We start from the raw sequence: 20,951 nt of genomic DNA, 5'->3' as shown, positions 1-20,951 counted from the left end.
GCGGTAGCCGAACGCCGGTGTCGCGACAACCATCGTGCCTTTGCGGGGCATCTGCGCTATGTTCGGGCGCAAACACCACTTTGACCGACCGGCATCGCTCGGATATGCGCGCAGCATGTTCGCGGATTCCGTGCGATGACGGGCCGGAAAGTTGACAGGAGACAGTGGGATGGGCGATCGGACGCCGAGCTTCGGGCTGGACGCCCAGGGAATCAGAACCGGCGCGACCGTGCACTGGAACCTTGGCACTGCGCCGCTGGTGGAACAGGCGGTGCTGCGGGGCGAGGGCCAGCTGGCCAAGGACGGCCCGCTGGTCGTGAAGACCGGTAAGCACACCGGCCGCTCCGCCAACGACAAGTTCATCGTGCGCGATGCCGAGACCGAATCGACGGTCTGGTGGGGCAAGACCAACAAGGGCATGAGCCCTGAGCATTTCGCAGCGTTGAAGGCCGACTTCCTGACCGCCCTCGGCAGCCGCGACACGCTGTTCGTGCAGGATCTGTTCGGCGGATCGCAGCCGGAGCACCGCGTCAACGTGCGCGTGATCAACGAATTGGCGTGGCACAACCTGTTCATCCGCACGCTGCTGGTGCGGCCGACCGCCGATGATCTCACCGGCTTCACGCCCGATTACACGATCATCGATCTGCCGAGCTTCCAGGCGGACCCTGCGCGCCACGGCTGCCGCAGCGAGACCGTGATCGCGGTCAATTTCACAGAGAAGCTGATCCTGATCGGCGGCACCAAATATGCCGGCGAGATGAAGAAGTCGGTGTTCGGCATCCTCAACTATCTGTTGCCGGCCGACGGCGTGATGCCGATGCACTGCTCGGCAAACATCGGCGCGAACGGCGATACCGCGATCTTCTTCGGCCTGTCGGGCACGGGCAAGACCACGCTGTCCGCCGACGCCAGCCGCACGCTGATCGGCGATGACGAGCATGGCTGGTCCGACACTGCGGTCTTCAACTTCGAAGGCGGCTGCTACGCCAAGATGATCAACCTCTCGCCCGAGGCGGAGCCGGAGATCTTCGCGACCTCCAAGCGGTTCGGCACCGTGCTCGAGAATGTCGTGATGGATCCGGAAACGCGCGAGCTGGACTTCAACGACAACTCGCTGGCCGAGAACAGCCGTGGTTCCTATCCGATCGATTTCATCCCGAACGCGTCTGAGAAGAACCTCGGGCCGGTCCCGAAGAACATGATCTTCCTGACCGCGGACGCCTATGGCGTACTGCCGCCGATCGCGAAGCTGACGCCGGATCAGGCGATGTATCACTTCCTGTCGGGCTATACCGCGCGCGTGGCGGGTACCGAGATCGGCGTCACCGAGCCGGATGCCACTTTCTCCACCTGCTTCGGTGCGCCGTTCATGCCGCGCCATCCGTCGGTCTACGGCAATCTGCTGAAGTCGCGGATCGCCAAGGGCGGGGTCGATTGCTGGCTGGTCAACACCGGCTGGACCGGCGGCAGCTATGGCGTCGGCCACCGCATGCCGATCAAGGCGACGCGCGCGCTGCTCAACGCGGCACTCGACGGCAGCCTGAACGATGCCGAGTTCCGGACCGATCCGAACTTCGGCTTCCAGGTGCCGGTGGCGGTGCCGGGCGTCGACAGCAAGATTCTCGACCCGCGGTCGACCTGGCCCGATCCGGCGGCGTATGATGCCACCGCGCGCAAGCTGGTCGGTCAGTTCATCGAGAATTTCGCCCAGTTCGAGGACGCCGTGGACGAAGGCGTCCGCCAGGCCGCACCCAAGGCGGCATGACAAATTGTTTCCGGGGCGTCCGCGCCCCGGAAACGCAAGTTTTTGTTCAGCATCGCGGGTTAGCCCGCAGGGATGCTGGCCCGCCTGACCCACTTCGCGCGACAGCGCAGCCCCGCCGAGATCGGCGAGCTGCTGCTGCTCAACATGCGCCACGCCGCCCGCCGGTTCACCGCCGCCGAGCGCGCCCGCCGCGACGCCGATGATGCGTTCGACCGGCTCTGGGGCACCGATACCGGCGGGGTCCGCACGGTCGGCAGCCTCGGCATCGACAGCGTCGATTCGCACCGGCTGCATGGCTATCAGGCCGCACAGGATGCGATGTTCGATCGGCTGCTTTCCGCGATCGACATCGATCCGGCGGGATATGGCTTCGTCGATTATGGCAGCGGCAAGGGCCGAATCCTGCTGCTGGCCGCGCTCCGGCCGTTCGCCCATGTGACCGGGATCGAAATCGCGCCCGCGATGCATGCGATCGCCGAGGCCAATATCGCACTGTTCAGCGGGAAGGCGCCCGTCGCGTCCGGCCCGGTGCGGTCGCTCTGCTGCGATGCGCGCGCCTTCGATCCGCCCGCCGGTCCGCTCGTCACCTATTTCTACAACCCGTGCCACGGCGAGATATTGCGGCCGATGGTGGCGAAGCTCGAGGCCACCCACGCCGCCGCTCCGCGCCCGATCTGGGCGCTCTATCTCGAGCCGCTGTTCCCGGAGGCGTTCGAGGCGAGCGGTCACTGGACGCTCGTGGAGGCGGACGACGGATACCGTATCTATCGGCTGGGCTGATCGATCGGCAACTCGAACCCAAGCTCCGCGCTACCGATCGCCGCGACTGGCAGGATGGATCAGATCAAGTCGGCATCCGGCACGACGTGCAGGGCGTTGCCGCGTACGCCTGCGATCACCATCCGCGTGCCGATCGGAGCGTCGGGGCCTTCGGCGGTCCATTCGCTGTCGCCCAGGCGCACCCGGCCTTGTCCGCCGGCGATCGCGGCTGTCACCACCACCCGCTCCCCCAGCAGGCGAATGGTGCGTTCGTTGAGCAGCGGATCTTCCGATCGGATCGGGTTGGCGGCGAACCAGCGGCGGCCGGCATAGACTGCGGCGATCCCTGTCAGCGCGAACAACCCGAACTGCAGTGGCGCCGCGATCCCAATTGCCAGCGCGGCGAGCCCGGTGACCGCGGCGGCAACCGCGAGCCAGATCAGGAAGACGCCCGGCACCACCATTTCGGCGATGCCCAGCGCAAGCGCCAGAATCAGCCACAGCCAGTGGGCGGCAATGGGCAGGCTGCCGTCGATCATGATCCGGGCTGCTCGAACGGCCCGGGGCGGACCGGGCGCGCACGCGGGGCGGGCGGCGCAGGCGGCACGGGCATGCCATCCTCGCCCAGCGCCGCCTTGGCGAGCGCACCGATGCCGCCCAGTGTGCCGATCAACTGCGTCGCTTCGACCGGGAACAGGATCGTCTTGGCATTGGGCGAGGTCGCGAACTTGCCGACCGCATCGACATATTTCTGCGCGATGAAATAATTGATCGCCTGGGCATCGCCGCCCGCGATCGCATCGGACACCATCTGCGTCGCCTTGGCCTCGGCCTCGGCTTCGCGCTCGCGGGCTTCGGCATCGCGGAACGCGGCTTCGCGGCGACCTTCGGCTTCAAGAATCTGCGATTGCTTCTCGCCTTCTGCACGCAGGATTGCGGAGGCGCGGCTGCCTTCCGATTCGAGGATCACGGCGCGCTTCTCGCGCTCCGCCTTCATCTGGCGGCCCATCGCGTTGACGATGTCGGCAGGCGGGCGGATGTCCTTCACCTCGACACGGGTGATCTTCACGCCCCAGGCCGTGGTGGCATGATCGACCACCGAGAGCAGCCGCGCGTTGATCTCGTCACGCTTGGACAGCGTCTCGTCCAGATCCATCGATCCCATCACGGTGCGCAGGTTGGTGGTCGTCAGCTGCATGATCGCGACATAGATTTCGGAGACTTCATAGGCGGCCTTGGCGGCATCCAGCACCTGGAAGAACACGACGCCATCGACCGCGATCATCGCATTGTCGCGGGTGATGATTTCCTGTCCTGGTATGTCCAGGACCTGTTCCATCATGTTGATCTTGCGGCCGACCCTGTCGACGAACGGCATGATGAAGTTGAACCCCGGCCGCGCGACATGGGTGAACCGGCCGAACCGTTCGATCGTGTACTGGAAGCCCTGCCGGACCACCGTGACGCCCGCGAAGATGAACACGATGGCCAGCACAGCCAGCACGATGAAGAAGACGCCCATTTCGTTCCTCTCGCTTGTCGGGGGGATGCTGCCCCATGATAGGGGCGCAAGGCCACAGGAATCGGAAAGGATCATCGATGTTGGATCGGGTGCGATCGGCGCTCTACCTGCCCGCGTCCAACCCGCGCGCGATCGAAAAGGCACGCACTTCGGCCGCGGATCTGGTGATCCTGGATCTCGAGGATGCCGTGAAGGCCGAGGACAAGGATCGGGCGCGCGCGGCCGCGGTGGAGGCGGCGGCGGGGTTCGGCCGCCCGGTCGCGATCCGCGTGAACGGGGCCGGGACTGCCTGGCACCAGGCCGATCTGGCAGCCGTCCGCAAGGCCGCTGTAGACTATGTGGTGCTACCCAAGGTGGAGCATCCCGGCCAGGCCATGCTGGACCTGCCGATGCCGGTGCTGGCGATGATCGAGACGCCGACGGCGATCTTCGCGGCGCATGGCATTGCCGCTGCCGCGCCGGTGGCCGGGCTGATCGCCGGCACCAACGATCTGGCGGCCGAACTGCGGTTGCCGCCGGGCGCGCCGCGGACCAGCCTCGCGCTGTCGCTGCAGACGATCGTGCTGGCCGCGCGTGCCGCGGGCATCCTGGCGCTCGACGGCGTCTACAATGCGTTCAAGGACGAAACCGGGCTGGCGCTGGAATGTGCGGACGGGCGGGCACTGGGATTCGATGGCAAGACCCTGATCCATCCCGATCAGATCGCTGTCGCCAATCGCGCATTCGGCCCCAGTGCTGCCGAGATCGAGGAGGCGCGGGCTCTGATCGCTGCCTTCACCGGCGGGGCCGAGCGATATGGCGACCGGATGATCGAAGGGATGCATGTGGCCGCTGCGCGCCGGCTGCTGGCGATGGCGGATGCGGGCGGCGATGAAGATCGCTTGCCGACGCCGGCAGCGCCGCGCTAACCGCGGGCCATGCGATCCATCCTGATCGGCGCGCTCATCGCCGCCACCGCCCATCCCGCCATCGCCGCCAGCGGGGTGGAAACCAAGCTGCGCGCCCATATGGCAGTGCTGGCCGACGACGCCATGCAGGGCCGCAAGCCGGGTACCGAAGGCGAGACGAAGGCGCTCGCCTATCTGACCCAGCAGTTCGCGAAGGCCGGTTTCGTGCCGGGCGCGAAGGATGGCAGCTGGTATCAGCGCGTGACCCTGGCGAAACGGGCGCCACGCAACGCGTCGGTCAGCTGGGCGGGCGGATCGATCGGCAATGACGAGCTGGTACTGTTCGGCCGCGAGCCGCTGGTCAAGCTATCCACCGCGCGGCTGGTCTATGCCGGTCACGGCGTCGTCACTGCCGAGCGCGACGATCTTGCCGGGCTCGATCTGGAAGGCGCGGTGGTGCTGATCCGGGCCTCCGCGCCCAAGGGCGTGAAGGCGCCGTCGGCCGCGGAGCGTGCTAGGCTGATGCATGCGCGCCGCGCCGCCGCGACCATCCTGATCTATGATTCGACGACTCCATTCGAGAAACTGCGCGACAGTGTGCGATCGGGCGCGGCGACGTTGGGCGCGGTGGAACAGCCACCGCTGACCGGCTATATCTCGCAGGCCGCGGCGGATCGTCTGCTGGCCGCTGCCAAGGCCGATCCGGCCGATCTGGCGCGGCGCAGCGACGGCGCCGGCTTCCACGCTGTGGCGACCGACTTTCCGCTGACCGTGCTCGCCGATACGGTGGTGCGCAGCTATGACAGTTACAATGTCATCGGCAGGTTGCCGGGCCGTGCATCGGATGGCCGCGCGGTGCTGTTCATGGGGCACTGGGATCATCTCGGGCTCTGCCGGCCCGAAGGCGCCCCCGACCGGATCTGCAACGGCGCGGTCGACAATGCCAGCGGCCTTGCGATGATGATCGAGATCGCGCGCGGGCTGGGCAAGGGCCGGCGCCCCGATCGCGACATGGTGATGGTGGCGACCACCGCCGAGGAGATGGGTCTGCTGGGGGCCGAGGCTTATGCCGCCGATCCGAGCGTGCCGCTGACGGATATCATCGCATCGTTCAACCTTGATACGGTCGCGATCGCGCCGAAGGGTACGCCGGTCGCGATCATGGGGCGTGGATTGACCCCGCTCGATCCGGCCATCGATCAGGTCGTTCGGAAGCTGGGAAGAAAGATCGACAACGATCAGGAAGAAAAGGATTTTCTGCCGCGACAGGACGGCTGGGCGCTGCACAAGCGCGGCGTGAACGCCGTGATGGTGGGTGGTTCGTTCAGCGACATGGATCGGCTGATGACTTATATCCGCGGACCCTATCACGGGCCGGGCGACGATATGACGCAGCCACTTGTACTGGGCGGCGCGGCGGAGGATGTGACGCTGAACATCGCTCTCGGCCGCCGGTTCGGCGATCGCAAGGCCTGGCCGATCGCGAGCCGATAGCCGTCGTCCCTGCCGGGCAGGGCGGGCGGCTCGGCTGCAACTAGGGGTGGACCCGAATCGGGGTGACCGTCTATCGGCCGCCATGGACATCTCCCTCGGCCTTACCTTCGACGACGTTCTCCTCCGCCCCGGCGAATCCGATGTTTTGCCAAGCGGAGCGGACACGCGCACCCGCGTCACGCGTGATATCGCGCTCAACATCCCGATCCTGTCGGCGGCGATGGATACCGTCACCGAAGCCGACATGGCGATCGTGATGGCGCAGCTGGGCGGCATCGGCGTGCTCCACCGCAACCTCACCGTCGACGAGCAGGCCGCCGCGGTCCGCGCGGTGAAGCGGTTCGAAAGCGGCATGGTGGTGAACCCGATCACGATCCGTCCTGATGCCACGCTTGCCGATGCGCGCGAGTTGATGGCGGGCAACCGGATCAGCGGCATCCCGGTAACCGAGGCTTCGGGCCGCCTTGTCGGCATCCTCACCAACCGCGACGTGCGCTTCGCCGAGAATGCGCGCCAGCCCGTATCGGAACTGATGACGAGCCAGAACCTGGCGACGGTGCGCGAGGGCGTGAGCCAGGAGGAGGCGCGCCGGCTGCTGCACCAGCGCCGGATCGAGAAGCTGCTGGTCGTCGACGAGGCCTATCGTTGCGTGGGCCTGATCACGGTCAAGGATATCGAGAAGGCCGTCACGTATCCGAACGCCACCAAGGACGGCACCGGCCGGCTGCGCGTGGCAGCGGCGACGACGGTGGGCGAGACCGGGTTCGAGCGGACCCGCGCGCTGATCGACGCCGAATGCGACCTGATCGTGATCGACACCGCGCATGGCCATAATCGCGATGTCGCACGCGCGGTGGAGCGGGTCCGCGCGCTCAGTAACAAGGTTCAGATCGTGGCGGGCAATGTGGCGACCGCGGAGGCGACGCGCGCGCTGATCGCGGCCGGCGCGGATGCGGTGAAAGTCGGGATCGGCCCTGGATCGATCTGCACGACGCGGGTGGTGGCCGGCGTCGGCGTCCCACAGCTGACCGCGATCATGGAATCCGCCGAGGCCGCGGCCGAGCATGACGTGCCGGTGATCGCCGATGGCGGCCTGCGTACCTCGGGCGATGTCGCCAAGGCGCTGGCGGCGGGCGCATCGTGCGTGATGGTCGGATCGCTGCTGGCCGGCACCGCCGAGGCGCCGGGGGAAACCTTTCTGTATCAGGGACGTGCGTATAAATCTTATCGCGGCATGGGAAGCGTGGGCGCGATGGCGCGTGGATCCGCCGACCGCTATTTCCAACAGGACATCAAGGATCAGCTGAAGCTGGTGCCCGAAGGGATCGAGGGGCAGGTGGCTTACAAGGGCGCGGCGCGCGACGTGATCCACCAGTTGGTCGGCGGGGTGAAGGCGGCGATGGGCTATACCGGGTCGGCGACGCTGGCGGAGCTGCGCGCGAAGGCGCGGTTCGTGCGGATCACCAATGCCGGCCTGCGCGAAAGCCATGTCCATGATGTCACGATCACGCGCGAAGCCCCCAACTATCCGACGCAGGGCTAGGCGGTGACGCCGGGCGCGCGCGCGCAGGCGGCGATCGAGCTGCTGGACCAGATCATCCTCGCCGCACGCGATGGCGGTGCGGCGGCCGACACGCTGATCGCGCGCTATTTCAAAACCCGGCGCTATGCGGGCTCGAAGGATCGCCGCGCGGTGCGCGACCTGGTCTATGCCGCGATCCGGCGATCGGGCGAGCGGCCCGTCAGCGGCCGCGCGGCGCTGCTGGGAGTAGCGGCTGGCGATCCGGCGGTGGCGGCGCTGTTCGACGGCGGCACGCACGCCCCCGATGCGATCGCGGCAAGTGAGAAGCCGGCCGGCGCCGGTGTCGCCCCTGGCTGGCTCGCGCCGCAGATCGAAGCGGTGGTCGGGCCGGGTGGCATGGCTGCGCTGCTCGATCGCGCGCCGCTCGACGTGCGGGTCAACCGGCTGCGCGCCGATCGTGCCGGCATCGCGATTGCAGGGGCAATGCCCACGCCCCACGCCCCGGACGGGCTGCGCCTGCCCGAAGGCACAGATGTCGAGACGCTGGAGGCCTGGCACGACGGGCTGATCGAGGTGCAGGACGAAGGCAGCCAGCTCGTCAGCCTGGCCGCAGGCGCGCAGCCTGGGATGACGGTGATCGACCTGTGTGCGGGCGGCGGCGGCAAGACGCTGGCGCTGGCGGCGATGATGGCGGGGCAGGGGCGGCTGATCGCGACCGATACCGATCGCGGCCGGCTGTCGCGGCTGGCCCCGCGTGCGGAGCGGGCGGGGGTATCGGTCGAGACTCAGCTGCTGGATCCCGGTCGCGAGGGCGATGCGCTGGTCGCGCTGATCGGCGCGGCTGATGTCGTGCTGGTCGATGCCCCGTGCTCGGGCACGGGCACCTGGCGGCGCAATCCGGAAGCGCGCTGGCGGCTGACGCCGAAGCGGCTGGAACAGCTCGTGGCATTGCAGGCGCGATTGCTCGATCTCGGCGCCGAACTCGTCATGCCGGGCGGCGTGCTCGTTTATATCGTCTGTTCGCTGCTGGATGCCGAAGGCGCCGATCAGGCGGCGGGCTTCCTCGATCGCCATCCGGGCTGGCGGGGCGGCGCCATCCATCCCGATTTCGGCACGGCGCGCGGGTCTGGCCGGGTGCTGACGCCCGCGCGGGACGGCACCGACGGCTTTTTCGTCGCGAGGCTGGAGCGGCCATGCTAGAAACGCCGCAACCGACCGTCACGGAGCTGTTCATGCGCTTTTCCCCGATCGCCCTGGCCCTTTCGCTGTCGCTTGCCGCGGTGTCCAGCGTCAGCCTGAGCCAACGTCCAGACGATCAGATCAACGTGGCATCGGTGGCGCTCGCGCAGCAGGGGGAAGCGGCGCGCCGTGCCGGCAATCTGACCGCCGCCAACGACGCGCTGGAAAGCGCGCTGGCGATCGATCCGCGCAACCGGGCAGCGTTCGTGTCGCTGGCCCGGGTCGCGCAGGCGCAGCAGCTGCCCGGCAAGGCGATCCGCCTGTATCGCGAGGCGCTGAAGATCGAGCCCAACGATACCAATGCCCTCGGCGGGCAGGGCGAGGCGATGGTCCAGCGCGGCGCGATCGAGCGGGCGAAGGCAAATCTCGTCCGCATCAAGGGGCTGTGCAAAGTCGATTGCGCGCCGGCGACATCGCTGGCCGCCGCGATCGCCAAGGGCCCGCCGCCGGCGGTGGTGACCGCGCAGGCGACGACCGTGGTGCCGCCGAAGGGCAAGGAAGCCGTCGCACCGAAGAATTGATCGGTCGAGGCGCTAGCCCGGGTTCCACGCGTTCGCGTTTTTCGAGCGACGGCGATGGGCGTGGCTAGACCTCGCTCGCAACGCACGGCTCCATCGTATGTGACGATCTTGTGTCGCGGTCAGTCTCGACTTTCCATCGCCCGCGCGACCGCCACGAACTCCGCCACCGTCAGCGTCTCGGCACGGCGCTGCGGATCGATGCCGACCTGATCGAGCGCGTCCAGAGCGCCCGCGACACCTCTCACGCTCTGGCGCAGCATCTTGCGGCGCTGGCCGAAGGCGGCGGCGGTCAGCATCTCCAGCGTGCGCATCGATACGCCGGTCGGCTGTGGAGCCGGCACGACATGGACCACCGCCGACATCACCTTGGGTGGCGGCACGAAAGCGGAGCGGTGGACGGGCAGCGCGATCCGGGGCGTCGCGCGCCACTGCGCCAGGACAGACAACCGGCCATAGGCCGCACTGCCCGGCGCGGCCGCGATCCGTTCGGCGACCTCCTTCTGGAACATCAGCGTCAGCGACTGCCACCAGGGCGGCCATGGATCGGCTGTCAGCCAGCGCACGAACAGCGCGGTGCCGACATTATAGGGCAGGTTTGACGCGACATGGCGCGCGCCCAGCGCCGGCTCGTCGATCGCCAGCGCATCCTGTTCGATCACGCGCAGCCGGCCGCCGGATGCGGCATCCAGTTCCGCCAGCGCGGGCAGGCAGCGCCGGTCGCGCTCGACCGCGATCACATTCGCGCCGGCCTTCAGCAGAGCGCGCGTGAGCCCGCCCGGGCCGGGGCCGACTTCATAGACGGTCTCCCCGGCCAGCGGCCCGGGCACGCGCGCGATCCGGTCGAGCAGCTGTCCATCGAGCAGGAAATTCTGGCCCAGCGCCTTGGATGCCGACAGGCCGTGGCGTGCGATCACATCGCGCAACGGCGGCAGTGTATCGAGGCCCATGTCAGCAGCAGGCGCGGGCGCGATGCTCCGCACATTGCGCGGCCAGCCGGATTGCGGCGATCATCGCGCCCGGCTCCGCCACGCCCTGGCCGGCAATCTCGAAAGCGGTGCCATGGTCCGGCGCGGTCCGCACGATCGGCAAGCCCAGCGTCATGTTGACGCCTTCGTCGAAATGAAGCGTCTTCAGCGGGATCAGCGCCTGATCATGATAGAGGCAGATCGCGGCATCATAACGCGCGCGGGCGCGGGCGTGGAACATGGTGTCCGCGGCCAGCGGGCCGACGATATCCATGCCCTCGGCCTGCAACAGTTCGACCGCCGGAAGGATGAACTCGATCTCCTCCTGCCCCAACGCGCCCGATTCCCCGGCATGGGGATTGAAGCCGGCGATGGCGAGTCGGGGCCGTTCGATCCCGAAATTGCGGATCAGCCCGCGCTCGGTGGCACGCGCCTTGGAGACGATCAGATCGATCGACAGCATCGGCGAAACCGCGGCCAGCGGCAGGTGCGTGGTCGCCGGCACCGTGCGCAGCGTCGGGCCGACCAGCATCATGACCGCGTTGGCGGCCGCCACGCCGCAGCGTTCCGCGATGAACTCGGTCTGCCCGGGATGGCTGAAGCCGATGCCGTAGAGCTGGGCCTTGCTGACCGGCCCGGTGACGAGCGCGCCCGCCGCCCCCGAACGGGTGACGCCAACCGCCATTTCCAGCGAATCGAGCGAGCAGCGCGCACCGGGCACGTTGGGGCTGCCGGGCTCGATCTCGCCGGCATCGTTGACCTGGATCAGCGGCAGCGCGTGATGGAAACAAGCGCGGGCGGTCTCGGGGCCGGCGATCCGTTCGATCGGGCCGGGCCAGACCGCTTCCAGCGCGCGCTGATCGCCGACCGCGAAAAAGGGCGGCAGATCCTCTGCGATCCGGCGATCCCATGCCTTGCCGACGATTTCCGGACCGATCCCGGCCGGATCGCCCAGCGCAATCGCCAGCGGTGCGACCACGGGGCTGCCGTCAGCGATAATCGACCACCGCATCGCGTCGCAGGTCGCGCATGTAGCGCTGGGCGCGGCGATTGACGCGCTCTTCTTCCATGCGGGCCAGGATCTGGTCGAACGACGGGCCATTCGCCGCCTGCGGATCATCGCGCCCGCAAAGGATCAATGATCGCACGCCATCGTCGAGCGACCCGAACGGGCGGGTGGCCTGACCGACATTGAGCTCGAGCATCATCGCCTGCAGCGGAGCGGGCAGATCGCGGACCCGAACCTCGGCATTGTCGACAACCTCGGCGCCGATCGACTTGGCGACTTCGTCCGCCTTGCCGCAGCCCTGGATCTCCGACATCGCCTTGGCGAAGGCCTCGACGCGCGGCCCTGCCTGAGCCTGAGTCGTGCCCTTCGGGAATTCGATGCCGACCTGCTTCAGGTTCAGCGCGGCATCCCGTGGATCGGCAGTCAGGACCTGGCGCTTGTCGATTACCGCGATGATTGAATAGCCGCCGGGCAGCGGCACCGGCTGACTGATCGTGCCGGGCTGCATCGACTGCGCGACTTCGGCCAACTGGGAGGGGAGCTGTTCGGCACGGACCCAACCGAGCTCACCACCGACGGCCGCAGTGGACGCTTCCGAGAATTGGCGCGCATAGGCGACGAACGAGGCGCCCTTGCGGACCTGATCGACGATGCGATCGGCATTGGCGCGAACTTCACCGTCATTAGCGGGCGTCGCCGACAGGAAGATCTCGCCGATGCGGTATTCCTGTGCGCCCTTGGCAGCGTTGAGGCGGGCCATGACGCCTTCGACTTCTTCCTGGCCGACGTTGATGAACGGCTCGACCCGGCGGCTCAGCAGCCGGCGCCACGCCAGTTCGCCTTCGATCTGCCGCTTCATCGAAGCCTCGGACGACCCGATCTCCTTCAGATAGGCACCGAACGCCCTGGGTTCGCGCTTGAAGTTGCCAGCGACGCGGTTGAAGGTCTGGTTGATCTCTTCCGGGCTGATCGTGATGTCGTGGCCGCGGGCCTCCTGGATCTGCAGCGCCTCGTCGATGAGGTTGCGCAGGATCTGCAGGCGCAGCCGCTCGCGTTCCTCGGCCGGAATGTTGCCGCCATTGGCCGCCGCCACCAGCGCCAGCCGCTGATCGATATCGGTGTCGGTGATGATCGTGCCGTTGACGATCGCTGTTGCCTTGCGGACCTTGGGATCGGCCTTGCCGAACACAGTGAGTTCCGCCGGCAGGTTGAGCCCGGCCGCGGTCGGGCCCACGCCATCGTCCACTGTCTGCGCGATCGCCGCGGCCGCCCCGATCGCAGCTGCCCACGCGGCGGCAAGCGCCGTCCAGCGTCCCATCTTCATGACCTTCAAGCTCGTCCTCGCTTCGTCGCGCCCCACCTGGCCCGCCAGCCTCTGCGCCAGCATAGCTTAACCTGCGCTGTAGGGTTCATTGCCCGCCGCGACAAGGATCGCCGTGCCGGTCGGCTCAGCGCCCGCCGATATTCTTCAGCGCCACCTGCAACAGGAAGGTGTTGCCGCGCCGAGCATCGCCGATCACCGCATAATCGCGGCGCCAGGTTACGCCCAGCTCCAGGCATTCGTCGTCATACAACACGCCCAGCCGGTGGCGGACGGGTTCGTAGCCATCGGCCACCGAGAAGGGATCCTCGCCTCGCCCGGTCAGATCGACCACGGTCGATCCGAAGACGGAGACGGTGCTGGTCACCTGCAGACGCCCGCCGACACGGATCTCCTCGCGGTCGCGGAGATCCTCGATCCCCGGCGTGATGTCACGGTTCAGGCGCAGATAGCCGGCAGTCGCATAGGTGCGGCGGCCACCGACCGTGACGTCGATCTCGTTGCGGCGGATCGCGCCATTGTCCTTGTCCAGCCGGAAACGGTGGGTGATGTCGACCAGGCGATCGAACTTCACGCGGGTGCGCCCGACGATATCGGAGAAGCGCGCGTCGAGACCGGTGCCCGGCGGGAAGATGCTGGGTTTGGCGGTCAGCCGGTAACTCTGGCCGATCACGGTGCGCACGGACAGGCGCGGCCGATCGTAATTCCACTCGAAGCCGTAGGTGACACGGCTGCCATCCTCCCAGCGATCATAGCCGGAGAAGCGGTTCAGCGCGAAAAGGTTGGAATCCTCGAGCTCGATCGCGCGGGCATCCTCGTTCGGCACGGCGAGGTTCTTGGTCGGCGGGGTCGCGACCAGCTGGAGCCGGGGGGTCAGGATCTGCGACCCGCCGAGAAATTCGCCCACGAACGGCCAGCGCATGTCTGCGGCCAGCGCCGCGATGCCGCGCGTCGTCCAGCCCGGATCGCCGCGATAGCTGACGGTCGGCGTGCTCAGCGTATCGGAGGTGTGATAGACGTCGCCGCGCGCATAGGCGGTAAAGGTGACTTCCTGGCCAAGCGGGGTGTAGCGGCGCAGATCCCAGCGTACGCCGGTGAAGGCACGCTGCGTATCCTGACCAGCCGTGCGCAGCAGCGCCAGGCTGTTCGCGCGGACTTCTACCACGCCGCCGACCACCGGGCCTTCGAGACGGCGACGATAATCGATCGCGGGCAACGCGATCGGCTGCTGGCCCTGCGACGCGCCCGCACGCAGCGTCTGCACCGCGTAGCCGGCGATCGATAGATAGCTGTCGCGGTCGATCCGCTCCGCGTTGACGATCGTGCGCAGCCGATCGTCTCGGCTGATATCGTAACGGCGCAGGAAGGTGCGGTCCGATGCCAGCCGGGTCGACCCGGTGACCGTCCAGTAGTCATCGAGCTGGAAGCGGCCATTGGCATCGATATAGCCGCGCAGCCCGCGGTTGCGATCCGCACCCGGCGGCAGCGGCCCGACGCTGGCCGGCAGCCGCGAGCCATAAGTGATCATGCCGCCGATCTGGTAGGCGCCCCGGCTGTTCAGTTCGCGATACTGCGCGCCGAGCGCGGGCAGCACGTCCGAATAGACATGCGGCGTCACCGTCAGGTCGCGGTTCGGCGCCAGTTGGATGTAATAAGGTAGCGCGAACTCGGCGCCGTTCGAGCGGCTGAACCGGACCTGCGGGATCAGCGCGCCCGGCCCGCCACCCTCGGCGCCATCGGGGTGCGAAAAACGCGGCAGCCACAGGATCGGCAGACCGAACAGCGACAGCCGCGCATCGACGTAAGAGATGCGGTGCTGCACCGGATCGTGGATCACGCGAACCGCCGTCACCTTCCACGACGGTTCCTTGGGCTTGCCGTCGGCACAGGTGACGTCGCAGGGTGTGTAGGCCGCCGTCTCCAGCGTGGAGACGCCATCGACACGAGTTGCGCGCACCGCGGCCAGGCGGCCGCCATCTTCCAGCACAAGCAGAAGATTCTCGATGATGCCGTCGCGCAACGTGTCCTTCAGCTGCACCGAATCGCCATAGGCGGTGTCGCCACCTGGATTGACGACCGCGACATTGCCGGTCGCGGTGACCTCGCCGGTCTGCTGGTTCCACGACACATTATCCGCACGCAGCCGGTTGCCGGCGCGCACCAGCCGCACATCCCCCTTTGCCGTGACGACCTGGCTGGCATCGTCATAGCCGAGCTCGTCGGCGCTGAAGGTGATCTCCTCCTCGTTCGCGGGAACAGGCGTGCCGGCCTGGGGCGGCGGCGCCACCGTGCGCTGCATCAGATCCTGCGCCGCCGCCGCGGCCGACCATGCAAGCGCAAGCGGCGATCCGGTGATGCACAGGCCGGTGACGCAAAGGGATGCGATACGCTTCAAAAACTGGGTGCCCCGCAGCGGCCGACGCGGCCGCGCCTGCCTATCGCATCGCGCGCGGCGGCCTGCAAGCGAGGCTGCGGCAGGCGGTGAGCGTCATCGTTCCGTCATCTCCGCAGGCTAGCCGCCGGCGATGCGCATCGCGATCGACCAGCTGCCGGCCACCGCCGCCGCCGCCCCGGCGCAGAGCTTGCCGCGTGCCGTTTGGCTCGCGCTGGGCGGAGCGGGGCTGGCGGCGCTGCTCGCGATCGCACTGCCTGACCCGGATGATGCGGCTATCCCGGCGGATGCGGTTTTGCCGGTAGCCGAAGCGCCGGTGCCCGCCGGGCCGCCCGTGATTGCCCCGGCTGCCCAATCGGCTCCGGCCACGGCATCGATCGCCGATCTCGTGCTGCACGGCGTGACCGGCCAAGCCGCGGTCATCGCGCGGCGCGGCGGCGCGCAGATGCTGGTGCGGCCGGGCTGGCAAGCTGCCCCCGGCATCATACTGAAGTCGGTCAGCGTTGATTCGGTGCGGCTGTCCGATCATGGCCGCGATGTGACTCTGGCGCTGGTCGACGCCAGCGGAACCAGCCGGATCAGCGGCATCGAATCCGGTGCGCGCACTCTGCTCGTGGCGGCTGCAAACGGCCAGGATCGAACACCCAGCCAGTCGGAACGCAATCGCGGGATCGAGTTCCAGCTCGCGCTGGCGCCGCGCGAACAGGATGGCCGGATTACGGGATATCTGGTCAAGTCTGGAGCGCCTGCGCCGATCCTGACTGCGGCGGGGCTCAAGCCGGGTGACGTGCTGGTATCGGTCAATGGCCGAGCGATCCTGAGCGCACAGGATGTCGCCGGCCTCGCCCGGGAAGTGGCCGTGTCGCCGGAGATGCGCTTCGGCTATGAACGCGCGGGTGCAATGCGCGAAGGCCGCACTGCCGTTCCAATTGCATGACAATATTATTACAAGTCGGCCAAGCTTTTGTGAAGGTTCGGTTGCATAGATAATAATTGGTTTGCAATCCAAACTCCTGCCGAACCTGTAACAAATCCATCACCGAGCCGATCTAGTCCCGCCCCGTCGAGCCGATCGAGTCCTGCGAATGCGGGCAGGTCGGTTCCCGGACTTGAAATAAGGGGCGATCAAGATGTTGAAGCGGAATCTCTTCCTGCTGGGCACGGCGGCTCTGGCGCTGGCCGGCTGCGGCGCGGACGATGTGGCATCGCCCGGCGAGGGTGTGATTGTCACCCCGACGCCCACGCCGACACCGACCCCCACCCCGACGCCGACCCCCACCCCGACGCCGACCGGCCCGGCCGCATCCTGCCCCACCGGCACCGTCGATCGTGGCGTGATCGCCACCAACTTCCGCAATTGCGAACTTTCCGGCCGCATCAGCGCTGACACAACCGTGCAGAAGCTGCCGGGCGTGATCTATTCGCTGTCGGGCCCGGTCAATGTTGGCACCGACATCGGCGGCGACGGCGCGGCCGCGGGCGGCCAGCGCGTCACGCTGACGGTGCAGCCCGGCGTCACCATCTTCGCTTCGTCCGGCAACGACTATCTGGTCGTCAATCGCGGCTCGCGCCTGCAGGCGATCGGCACGGCGGCCAATCCGATCGTGTTCACTGCCCGCGCCAACGTCGAGGGTTCGGCAACCGACGCCAGCCAGGGGCTGTGGGGCGGCATCATCCTGCTCGGCCGCGCGCCGATCTCGGACTGCAATACCGCGGTCGCCGGCGGCACCGCTGGCTGCCAGCAGGTGATCGAAGGCACCACCGGCTCGCTCTATGGCGGCGCCACGGCGGACGACAATTCGGGTACGCTGCAATACGTCCAGATCCGCTATTCCGGCTTCGCGATCGCGCCGGGCAATGAGCTGCAGGGCCTGACGCTGGGCGGCGTCGGCAGCGGCACGACGCTGGATCATATCCAGATCCACAACAGCTCGGACGACGGCATCGAGATCTTCGGCGGCCGCCCGAACCTGAAATATCTGCTGGTCACCGGCGCTGACGACGACGGGCTCGATACCGATCTCGGCTATAAGGGCTTCATCCAGTTCGTGATCGCGGTGCAGCGTGACGCCAGCAACGGCAACTCGATGATCGAAGCGGACTCGAACGGCAACGAGGATGCGCTGCCGCGCCAGAATACGCGGCTCGCCAACTTCACCTTCGTGCAGCGGTCCACGGTGCAGGGCGGCAACGCGATGCTGCTGCGCGGCGGTACCGATTACACGATGGTCAACGGTGTCGTCACCGGCCCGTCGGCCTGCCTCGACATCGATGCCACCAACGGCACCACCGTCCGCGCGGCGGACTCGGCGCTCGACGATGTCGGCCCGCCGGTCTTCAACTCGGTCTTCCTCGCGTGCCAGACGCCGTTCCGCGACGATGGCAACGTCACGGTCGATGCGATCCGCACGCTGTTCACCAACGGCACCAACAACAACACGGCCGGCACCTCGACGCTGTCGAACGTGTATGTGAACGGCGCCAACGAGACTGCGGTGGCGCCGTTCAACGCCTCCACGCTCGGCAGCTTCTTCGTTAACACCGCCTATATCGGCGCGGTGCGCGATGCCAACGACACCTGGTTCCGGGGCTGGAGCTGCGACGCCAGCTATGTCTCGTTCGGCAGCAATGCGGCCTGCACCGCGATCCGCAACTGATCGCCGCGCCTTGACCCAAGGGGGCGGCGGCCGGCGGTCGCCGCCCCCGATGTGCTTATTCCGGGGGATGAAGAGATGTTGAAGCCGCTGGGTCGCGCCGCCGCGCTCCTGATGACCACCGCGCTGACGGCACCTGCGTTCGCGCAGGGCACCGCGCCGACCGCGGGCGCCGCCGAATCGAGCGCACCGGCGGCACCGACCGCGCCAGGATCGCCCACTTCGGCACCGGCCGGATCTGCCGTCGCGGCCGATACCACTGCGCCTGCCACGGGCCAGCCGAGTGATAGCGGCGAATCCGTGGACGTCTCGATCCCCGGCGGCGGCGGTGCGGAAGAGGATATCGTGGTCGTCGGCCGCTACATCCCCGAGCCGACCCGTGCGACGCCGGAGATCGTCTCGGTCCTGTCGTCGGCCGACATCGCCCGCACCGGCGAAGGCGATATCGCAGGCGCGCTGCAGCGCGTGACCGGCCTGTCGGTGGTCGGCGCGGGCTTCGTCTATGTTCGCGGTCTTGGTGACCGCTATTCGCTGGCGCTGCTCAACGGATCGCCGCTGCCGAGCCCGGAGCCGCTGCGCCGCGTGGTGCCGCTCGACATCTTCCCGACCAGCGTCCTCGCCTCCTCGCTCGTGCAAAAGAGCTATTCGGCCAACTATCCCGGCGAATTCGGCGGCGGCGTGATCAACCTGACCACGCGTGCGGTACCGGAAGAGACCTTCTTCAACTTCGGCACCAGCATTTCGGGCGACAGCGAGACGACCGGCAATCTCGGCTATACCTATTATGGCAGCGATCTCGACGTGCTGGGCTTCGACGATGGCACGCGCGACGTGCCGCGCGGGCTGGCCAACGCGATCAACAGCGGCAACCCGGTGACCGCCGGCCCCAATTTCACCACCGATCAAGTGCAGGGCTTCGCCGCCAGTCTCGTCAACGCGCCGACCACGGTGTTGCAGCGCAATCGCGACATTCCCGCCAACTTCGCCGCGGATCTGAGCGCGGGCAGCTCGTGGGATATCGGCAGCGATGGCCGGATGGGTTTCATCGCGGCGGCCGGCTACAACAACAGCTGGCGCACCCGCAGCGCGCGTCAGCAGCGCTCGCTCGATCCCGATCTAGCGGGCATCCCGCAGAGCGATTTCCAGGCGGTCATCACCGACAACCGGATTGTCGTGAACGGGCTGCTGGGCTTGGGCCTCGAATTCGGCGACCAGAAGCTGCGTTGGACCAACCTCTATATCCGCGACACGGTGAAACAGGGCCGGCTGGCCGCGGGATTCGACCGCAATGTCGAGGATCAGATTGCGGGGCAGCCTGCCTCGCTGATCAGGCAGAATACCTATTGGTTCGAACGGCAGCTGATCAACACTCAGCTGGTCGGCGAATTCAAGTTCGGTGATTTTAGCGTCGATGCGCGCGGTGCCTATGCCAATTCGCAGCGCGAAAGCCCGTATGAGCGCGGCTTCAGCTACAATTACAACCCGGCCGTCGGTGATTACACGAACAACCTTACTTCCGGCGGGCAGAGCGCGGACGTGGCGTTCAGCGATCTCAGCGAGAATGTCTATTCGGGCGCAGTCGATGCCACCTACAAGCTGCCGACCGCGCGGCCGGTGAGCATCACGGCCGGTTATGCCTATACCAAGACCGATCGTACGTCGTCGCGCTACCAGTTCCAGTATTTCCGGCCCAACGGCGCGCTGCCGCTGGCGGTGGCGCAGCAGCGGCCCGACTTCCTGGTCTCCGACTATAATATCTACACTTACGGCATCGAGCTGCGCGACGTTTCGTCGAGCGAGGGCGCTGCCGCCTATGACGCGCGGCTGGGCATCCACGCCGGCTACGGGCAGGTCGAAGCCGAACTGGCCGATGGCCTGCGTGCGACGCTCGGCGTCCGGTACGAGGATGCCAAGCAGAGCGTGCAGCCAATCGGCGCGGGGCTGGTCGCGACCCGGATCAACAATGATTACTGGCTGCCGGGCGGCACGCTGACCTGGAACTTCGTCGAGAATATGCAGCTGCGGATCGCGGCATCGAAGACGATCGCCCGCCCGCAGTTCCGCGAGCTGGCGGCGCAGATCTACCAGGATTTCGAAAGCGATCGCCAGTTCACCGGCAACCCGTTCCTGACCGACAGCAAGCTGACCAATGCCGAGGCGCGCTACGAATGGTATTTCGGGCGTGACCAGCGCGTGAGCCTGGCCGGCTTTTACAAGAAGATCGACAATCCGATCGAGGCGGTCGCCTTCTTCTCTGGCGGCGGCGCGCTGCGCACCGGCTTCGCCAACGCGCCCGAGGCCCAGCTGTACGGTGCCGAGTTCGAACTGCAGAAATATATCCCGCTCGACAGCTTCGGCGGTGATTTCTGGGCGGCACGGCGACTGCTGCTGGTCGGCAACTACACCTACAGCAAGTCCAAGCTGAAGGTCGGTGCCGAGACGGTGATCGGGCCGGATCAGCAGCCGGTGGCGGCCAATGTGCTGTTCCGCGACGGCGCGCCGCTGACTGGTCAGTCGGATCATCTCGTCAACGCGCAGATCGGTCTGGAATCGTCGGACCGGCTGTCGCAGCAGACGATCCTGTTCACCTATGGCAGCACCCGCGTCACCAATCGCGGCCCGATCCAGGGCCTGCTGCGTCAGCCCGACATCGTCGAGAAGCCTGGTATCCGACTGGATTTCGTCGCGCGTGAGGAAGCCGATTTTCTGGGGCGCACGGTCGAGATCAAGTTCGAGGCCCGCAACCTGACCGGTACCGACTATCAGGAATATCAGCAGTCGGGTTCGACACGGATCGAGACCAACAGCTACAAGGTCGGCACCAGCCTGTCGCTGGGCGTGGGGGTGAAGTTCTGACCAAGCTGAAGCTGAAACCCAAGGCACAGCCCACCGCCGCCC

The 20,951-nt window shown here is 67.3% G+C and carries 16 protein-coding genes; 10 read left to right on the top strand and 6 right to left on the bottom strand.

Annotation, left to right across the window (positions count from 1 at the left end; all coding sequences use genetic code 11):
• Nucleotides 1-169 precede the first annotated feature (169 nt).
• Both ABC347_RS07075 and ABC347_RS07070 read left to right on the top strand, forming a co-directional pair.
• Nucleotides 170-1,768 (top strand): phosphoenolpyruvate carboxykinase, encoded by a 1,599-nt coding sequence (locus ABC347_RS07075; RefSeq protein ID WP_413245031.1) that lies wholly within the window; start codon nt 170-172, stop codon nt 1,766-1,768.
• Between the two features lie 72 nt (nt 1,769-1,840).
• Nucleotides 1,841-2,548 (top strand): SAM-dependent methyltransferase, encoded by a 708-nt coding sequence (locus tag ABC347_RS07070; protein WP_413245030.1) that lies wholly within the window; start codon nt 1,841-1,843, stop codon nt 2,546-2,548.
• Nucleotides 2,549-2,607: 59 nt separating this feature from the next.
• On the opposite strand, the gene ABC347_RS07065 is transcribed toward ABC347_RS07070, so the two are convergent.
• On the bottom strand, nt 2,608-3,066 hold the full coding sequence (locus ABC347_RS07065) for an NfeD family protein (RefSeq protein WP_413245029.1): 459 nt from the start codon (nt 3,064-3,066) through the stop codon (nt 2,608-2,610).
• Nucleotides 3,063-4,049 (bottom strand): SPFH domain-containing protein, encoded by a 987-nt coding sequence (locus ABC347_RS07060; RefSeq protein WP_413245028.1) that lies wholly within the window; start codon nt 4,047-4,049, stop codon nt 3,063-3,065. Before ABC347_RS07060 ends, ABC347_RS07065 begins: the two co-directional genes overlap by 4 nt.
• A gap of 77 nt (nt 4,050-4,126) precedes the next feature.
• Here ABC347_RS07060 and ABC347_RS07055 point away from each other — a divergent pair, with 77 nt between their 5' ends.
• The 5 genes from ABC347_RS07055 (at nt 4,127) to ABC347_RS07035 (ending at nt 9,712) form a co-directional block, all read left to right on the top strand.
• Nucleotides 4,127-4,957, top strand: a complete 831-nt coding sequence (locus ABC347_RS07055; RefSeq protein WP_413245027.1) for an HpcH/HpaI aldolase/citrate lyase family protein — start codon at nt 4,127-4,129, stop codon at nt 4,955-4,957.
• Nucleotides 4,958-4,966: 9 nt separating this feature from the next.
• The gene (locus ABC347_RS07050) at nt 4,967-6,430 is read left to right on the top strand and encodes a M28 family peptidase (RefSeq protein WP_413245026.1); all 1,464 of its coding nucleotides are present in this window, start codon (nt 4,967-4,969) and stop codon (nt 6,428-6,430) included.
• An 82-nt stretch (nt 6,431-6,512) separates the two neighbouring features.
• The gene (gene guaB / locus ABC347_RS07045) at nt 6,513-7,973 is read left to right on the top strand and encodes an IMP dehydrogenase (protein ID WP_413245025.1); all 1,461 of its coding nucleotides are present in this window, start codon (nt 6,513-6,515) and stop codon (nt 7,971-7,973) included.
• Nucleotides 7,974-7,976: 3 nt separating this feature from the next.
• Nucleotides 7,977-9,152: an RsmB/NOP family class I SAM-dependent RNA methyltransferase gene (locus ABC347_RS07040; RefSeq protein WP_413245024.1), complete on the top strand. Its 1,176-nt coding sequence runs from the start codon at nt 7,977-7,979 to the stop codon at nt 9,150-9,152.
• Nucleotides 9,153-9,184: 32 nt separating this feature from the next.
• Nucleotides 9,185-9,712: a hypothetical protein gene (locus ABC347_RS07035; protein ID WP_413245023.1), complete on the top strand. Its 528-nt coding sequence runs from the start codon at nt 9,185-9,187 to the stop codon at nt 9,710-9,712.
• Nucleotides 9,713-9,831: 119 nt separating this feature from the next.
• Here the strand turns inward: ABC347_RS07035 and rsmA are convergent, their stop codons facing one another.
• The 4 genes from rsmA to ABC347_RS07015 all read right to left on the bottom strand — a co-directional run bounded on the left by rsmA (nt 9,832) and on the right by ABC347_RS07015 (nt 15,402).
• Nucleotides 9,832-10,659 (bottom strand): 16S rRNA (adenine(1518)-N(6)/adenine(1519)-N(6))-dimethyltransferase RsmA, encoded by an 828-nt coding sequence (gene rsmA, locus ABC347_RS07030; RefSeq protein WP_413245022.1) that lies wholly within the window; start codon nt 10,657-10,659, stop codon nt 9,832-9,834.
• A 1-nt stretch (nt 10,660) separates the two neighbouring features.
• A complete protein-coding gene (gene pdxA, locus ABC347_RS07025) occupies nt 10,661-11,689 on the bottom strand; it encodes a 4-hydroxythreonine-4-phosphate dehydrogenase PdxA (protein WP_413245021.1) in 1,029 nt (342 codons plus the stop codon).
• Nucleotides 11,667-13,010, bottom strand: a complete 1,344-nt coding sequence (locus ABC347_RS07020; protein WP_413245020.1) for a peptidylprolyl isomerase — start codon at nt 13,008-13,010, stop codon at nt 11,667-11,669. Before ABC347_RS07020 ends, pdxA begins: the two co-directional genes overlap by 23 nt.
• A 124-nt stretch (nt 13,011-13,134) precedes the next feature.
• A complete protein-coding gene (locus ABC347_RS07015; RefSeq protein ID WP_413245019.1) occupies nt 13,135-15,402 on the bottom strand; it encodes an LPS-assembly protein LptD in 2,268 nt (755 codons plus the stop codon).
• Between the two features lie 130 nt (nt 15,403-15,532).
• Between ABC347_RS07015 and ABC347_RS07010 the strand changes: the two genes are divergently transcribed.
• From ABC347_RS07010 to ABC347_RS07000, 3 genes are all read left to right on the top strand, one after another.
• Nucleotides 15,533-16,336: a PDZ domain-containing protein gene (locus ABC347_RS07010; protein WP_413245018.1), complete on the top strand. Its 804-nt coding sequence runs from the start codon at nt 15,533-15,535 to the stop codon at nt 16,334-16,336.
• Between the two features lie 193 nt (nt 16,337-16,529).
• Nucleotides 16,530-18,056: a hypothetical protein gene (locus ABC347_RS07005; RefSeq protein WP_413245017.1), complete on the top strand. Its 1,527-nt coding sequence runs from the start codon at nt 16,530-16,532 to the stop codon at nt 18,054-18,056.
• A gap of 75 nt (nt 18,057-18,131) precedes the next feature.
• Nucleotides 18,132-20,909, top strand: coding sequence for a TonB-dependent receptor domain-containing protein (locus ABC347_RS07000; RefSeq protein WP_413245016.1), 2,778 nt, complete (start codon nt 18,132-18,134; stop codon nt 20,907-20,909).
• Nucleotides 20,910-20,951 lie beyond the last annotated feature (42 nt).

It is taken from the genome of Sphingomonas canaveralia, assembly GCF_047238125.1.
GTDB lineage: Bacteria > Pseudomonadota > Alphaproteobacteria > Sphingomonadales > Sphingomonadaceae > JBDFMH01.
Note: the sequence above shows the minus strand (reverse complement) of the source record. Positions and strands in the feature narration are given on the sequence as shown.

Bases quoted from the DNA above. Each gene is read 5' to 3' on its own strand.
- ABC347_RS07075 (WP_413245031.1), top strand. From the start codon at position 170: ATGGGCGATCGGACGCCGAGCTTCGGGCTGGACGCCCAGGGAATCAGA.
- ABC347_RS07070 (WP_413245030.1), top strand. From the start codon at position 1,841: ATGCTGGCCCGCCTGACCCACTTCGCGCGACAGCGCAGCCCCGCCGAG.
- ABC347_RS07065 (WP_413245029.1), bottom strand. From the start codon at position 3,066: ATGATCGACGGCAGCCTGCCCATTGCCGCCCACTGGCTGTGGCTGATT.
- ABC347_RS07060 (WP_413245028.1), bottom strand. From the start codon at position 4,049: ATGGGCGTCTTCTTCATCGTGCTGGCTGTGCTGGCCATCGTGTTCATC.
- ABC347_RS07055 (WP_413245027.1), top strand. From the start codon at position 4,127: ATGTTGGATCGGGTGCGATCGGCGCTCTACCTGCCCGCGTCCAACCCG.
- ABC347_RS07050 (WP_413245026.1), top strand. From the start codon at position 4,967: ATGCGATCCATCCTGATCGGCGCGCTCATCGCCGCCACCGCCCATCCC.
- guaB (WP_413245025.1), top strand. From the start codon at position 6,513: ATGGACATCTCCCTCGGCCTTACCTTCGACGACGTTCTCCTCCGCCCC.
- ABC347_RS07035 (WP_413245023.1), top strand. From the start codon at position 9,185: ATGCGCTTTTCCCCGATCGCCCTGGCCCTTTCGCTGTCGCTTGCCGCG.
- rsmA (WP_413245022.1), bottom strand. From the start codon at position 10,659: ATGGGCCTCGATACACTGCCGCCGTTGCGCGATGTGATCGCACGCCAC.
- pdxA (WP_413245021.1), bottom strand. From the start codon at position 11,689: ATGCGGTGGTCGATTATCGCTGACGGCAGCCCCGTGGTCGCACCGCTG.
- ABC347_RS07020 (WP_413245020.1), bottom strand. From the start codon at position 13,010: ATGAAGATGGGACGCTGGACGGCGCTTGCCGCCGCGTGGGCAGCTGCG.
- ABC347_RS07010 (WP_413245018.1), top strand. From the start codon at position 15,533: ATGCGCATCGCGATCGACCAGCTGCCGGCCACCGCCGCCGCCGCCCCG.
- ABC347_RS07005 (WP_413245017.1), top strand. From the start codon at position 16,530: ATGTTGAAGCGGAATCTCTTCCTGCTGGGCACGGCGGCTCTGGCGCTG.
- ABC347_RS07000 (WP_413245016.1), top strand. From the start codon at position 18,132: ATGTTGAAGCCGCTGGGTCGCGCCGCCGCGCTCCTGATGACCACCGCG.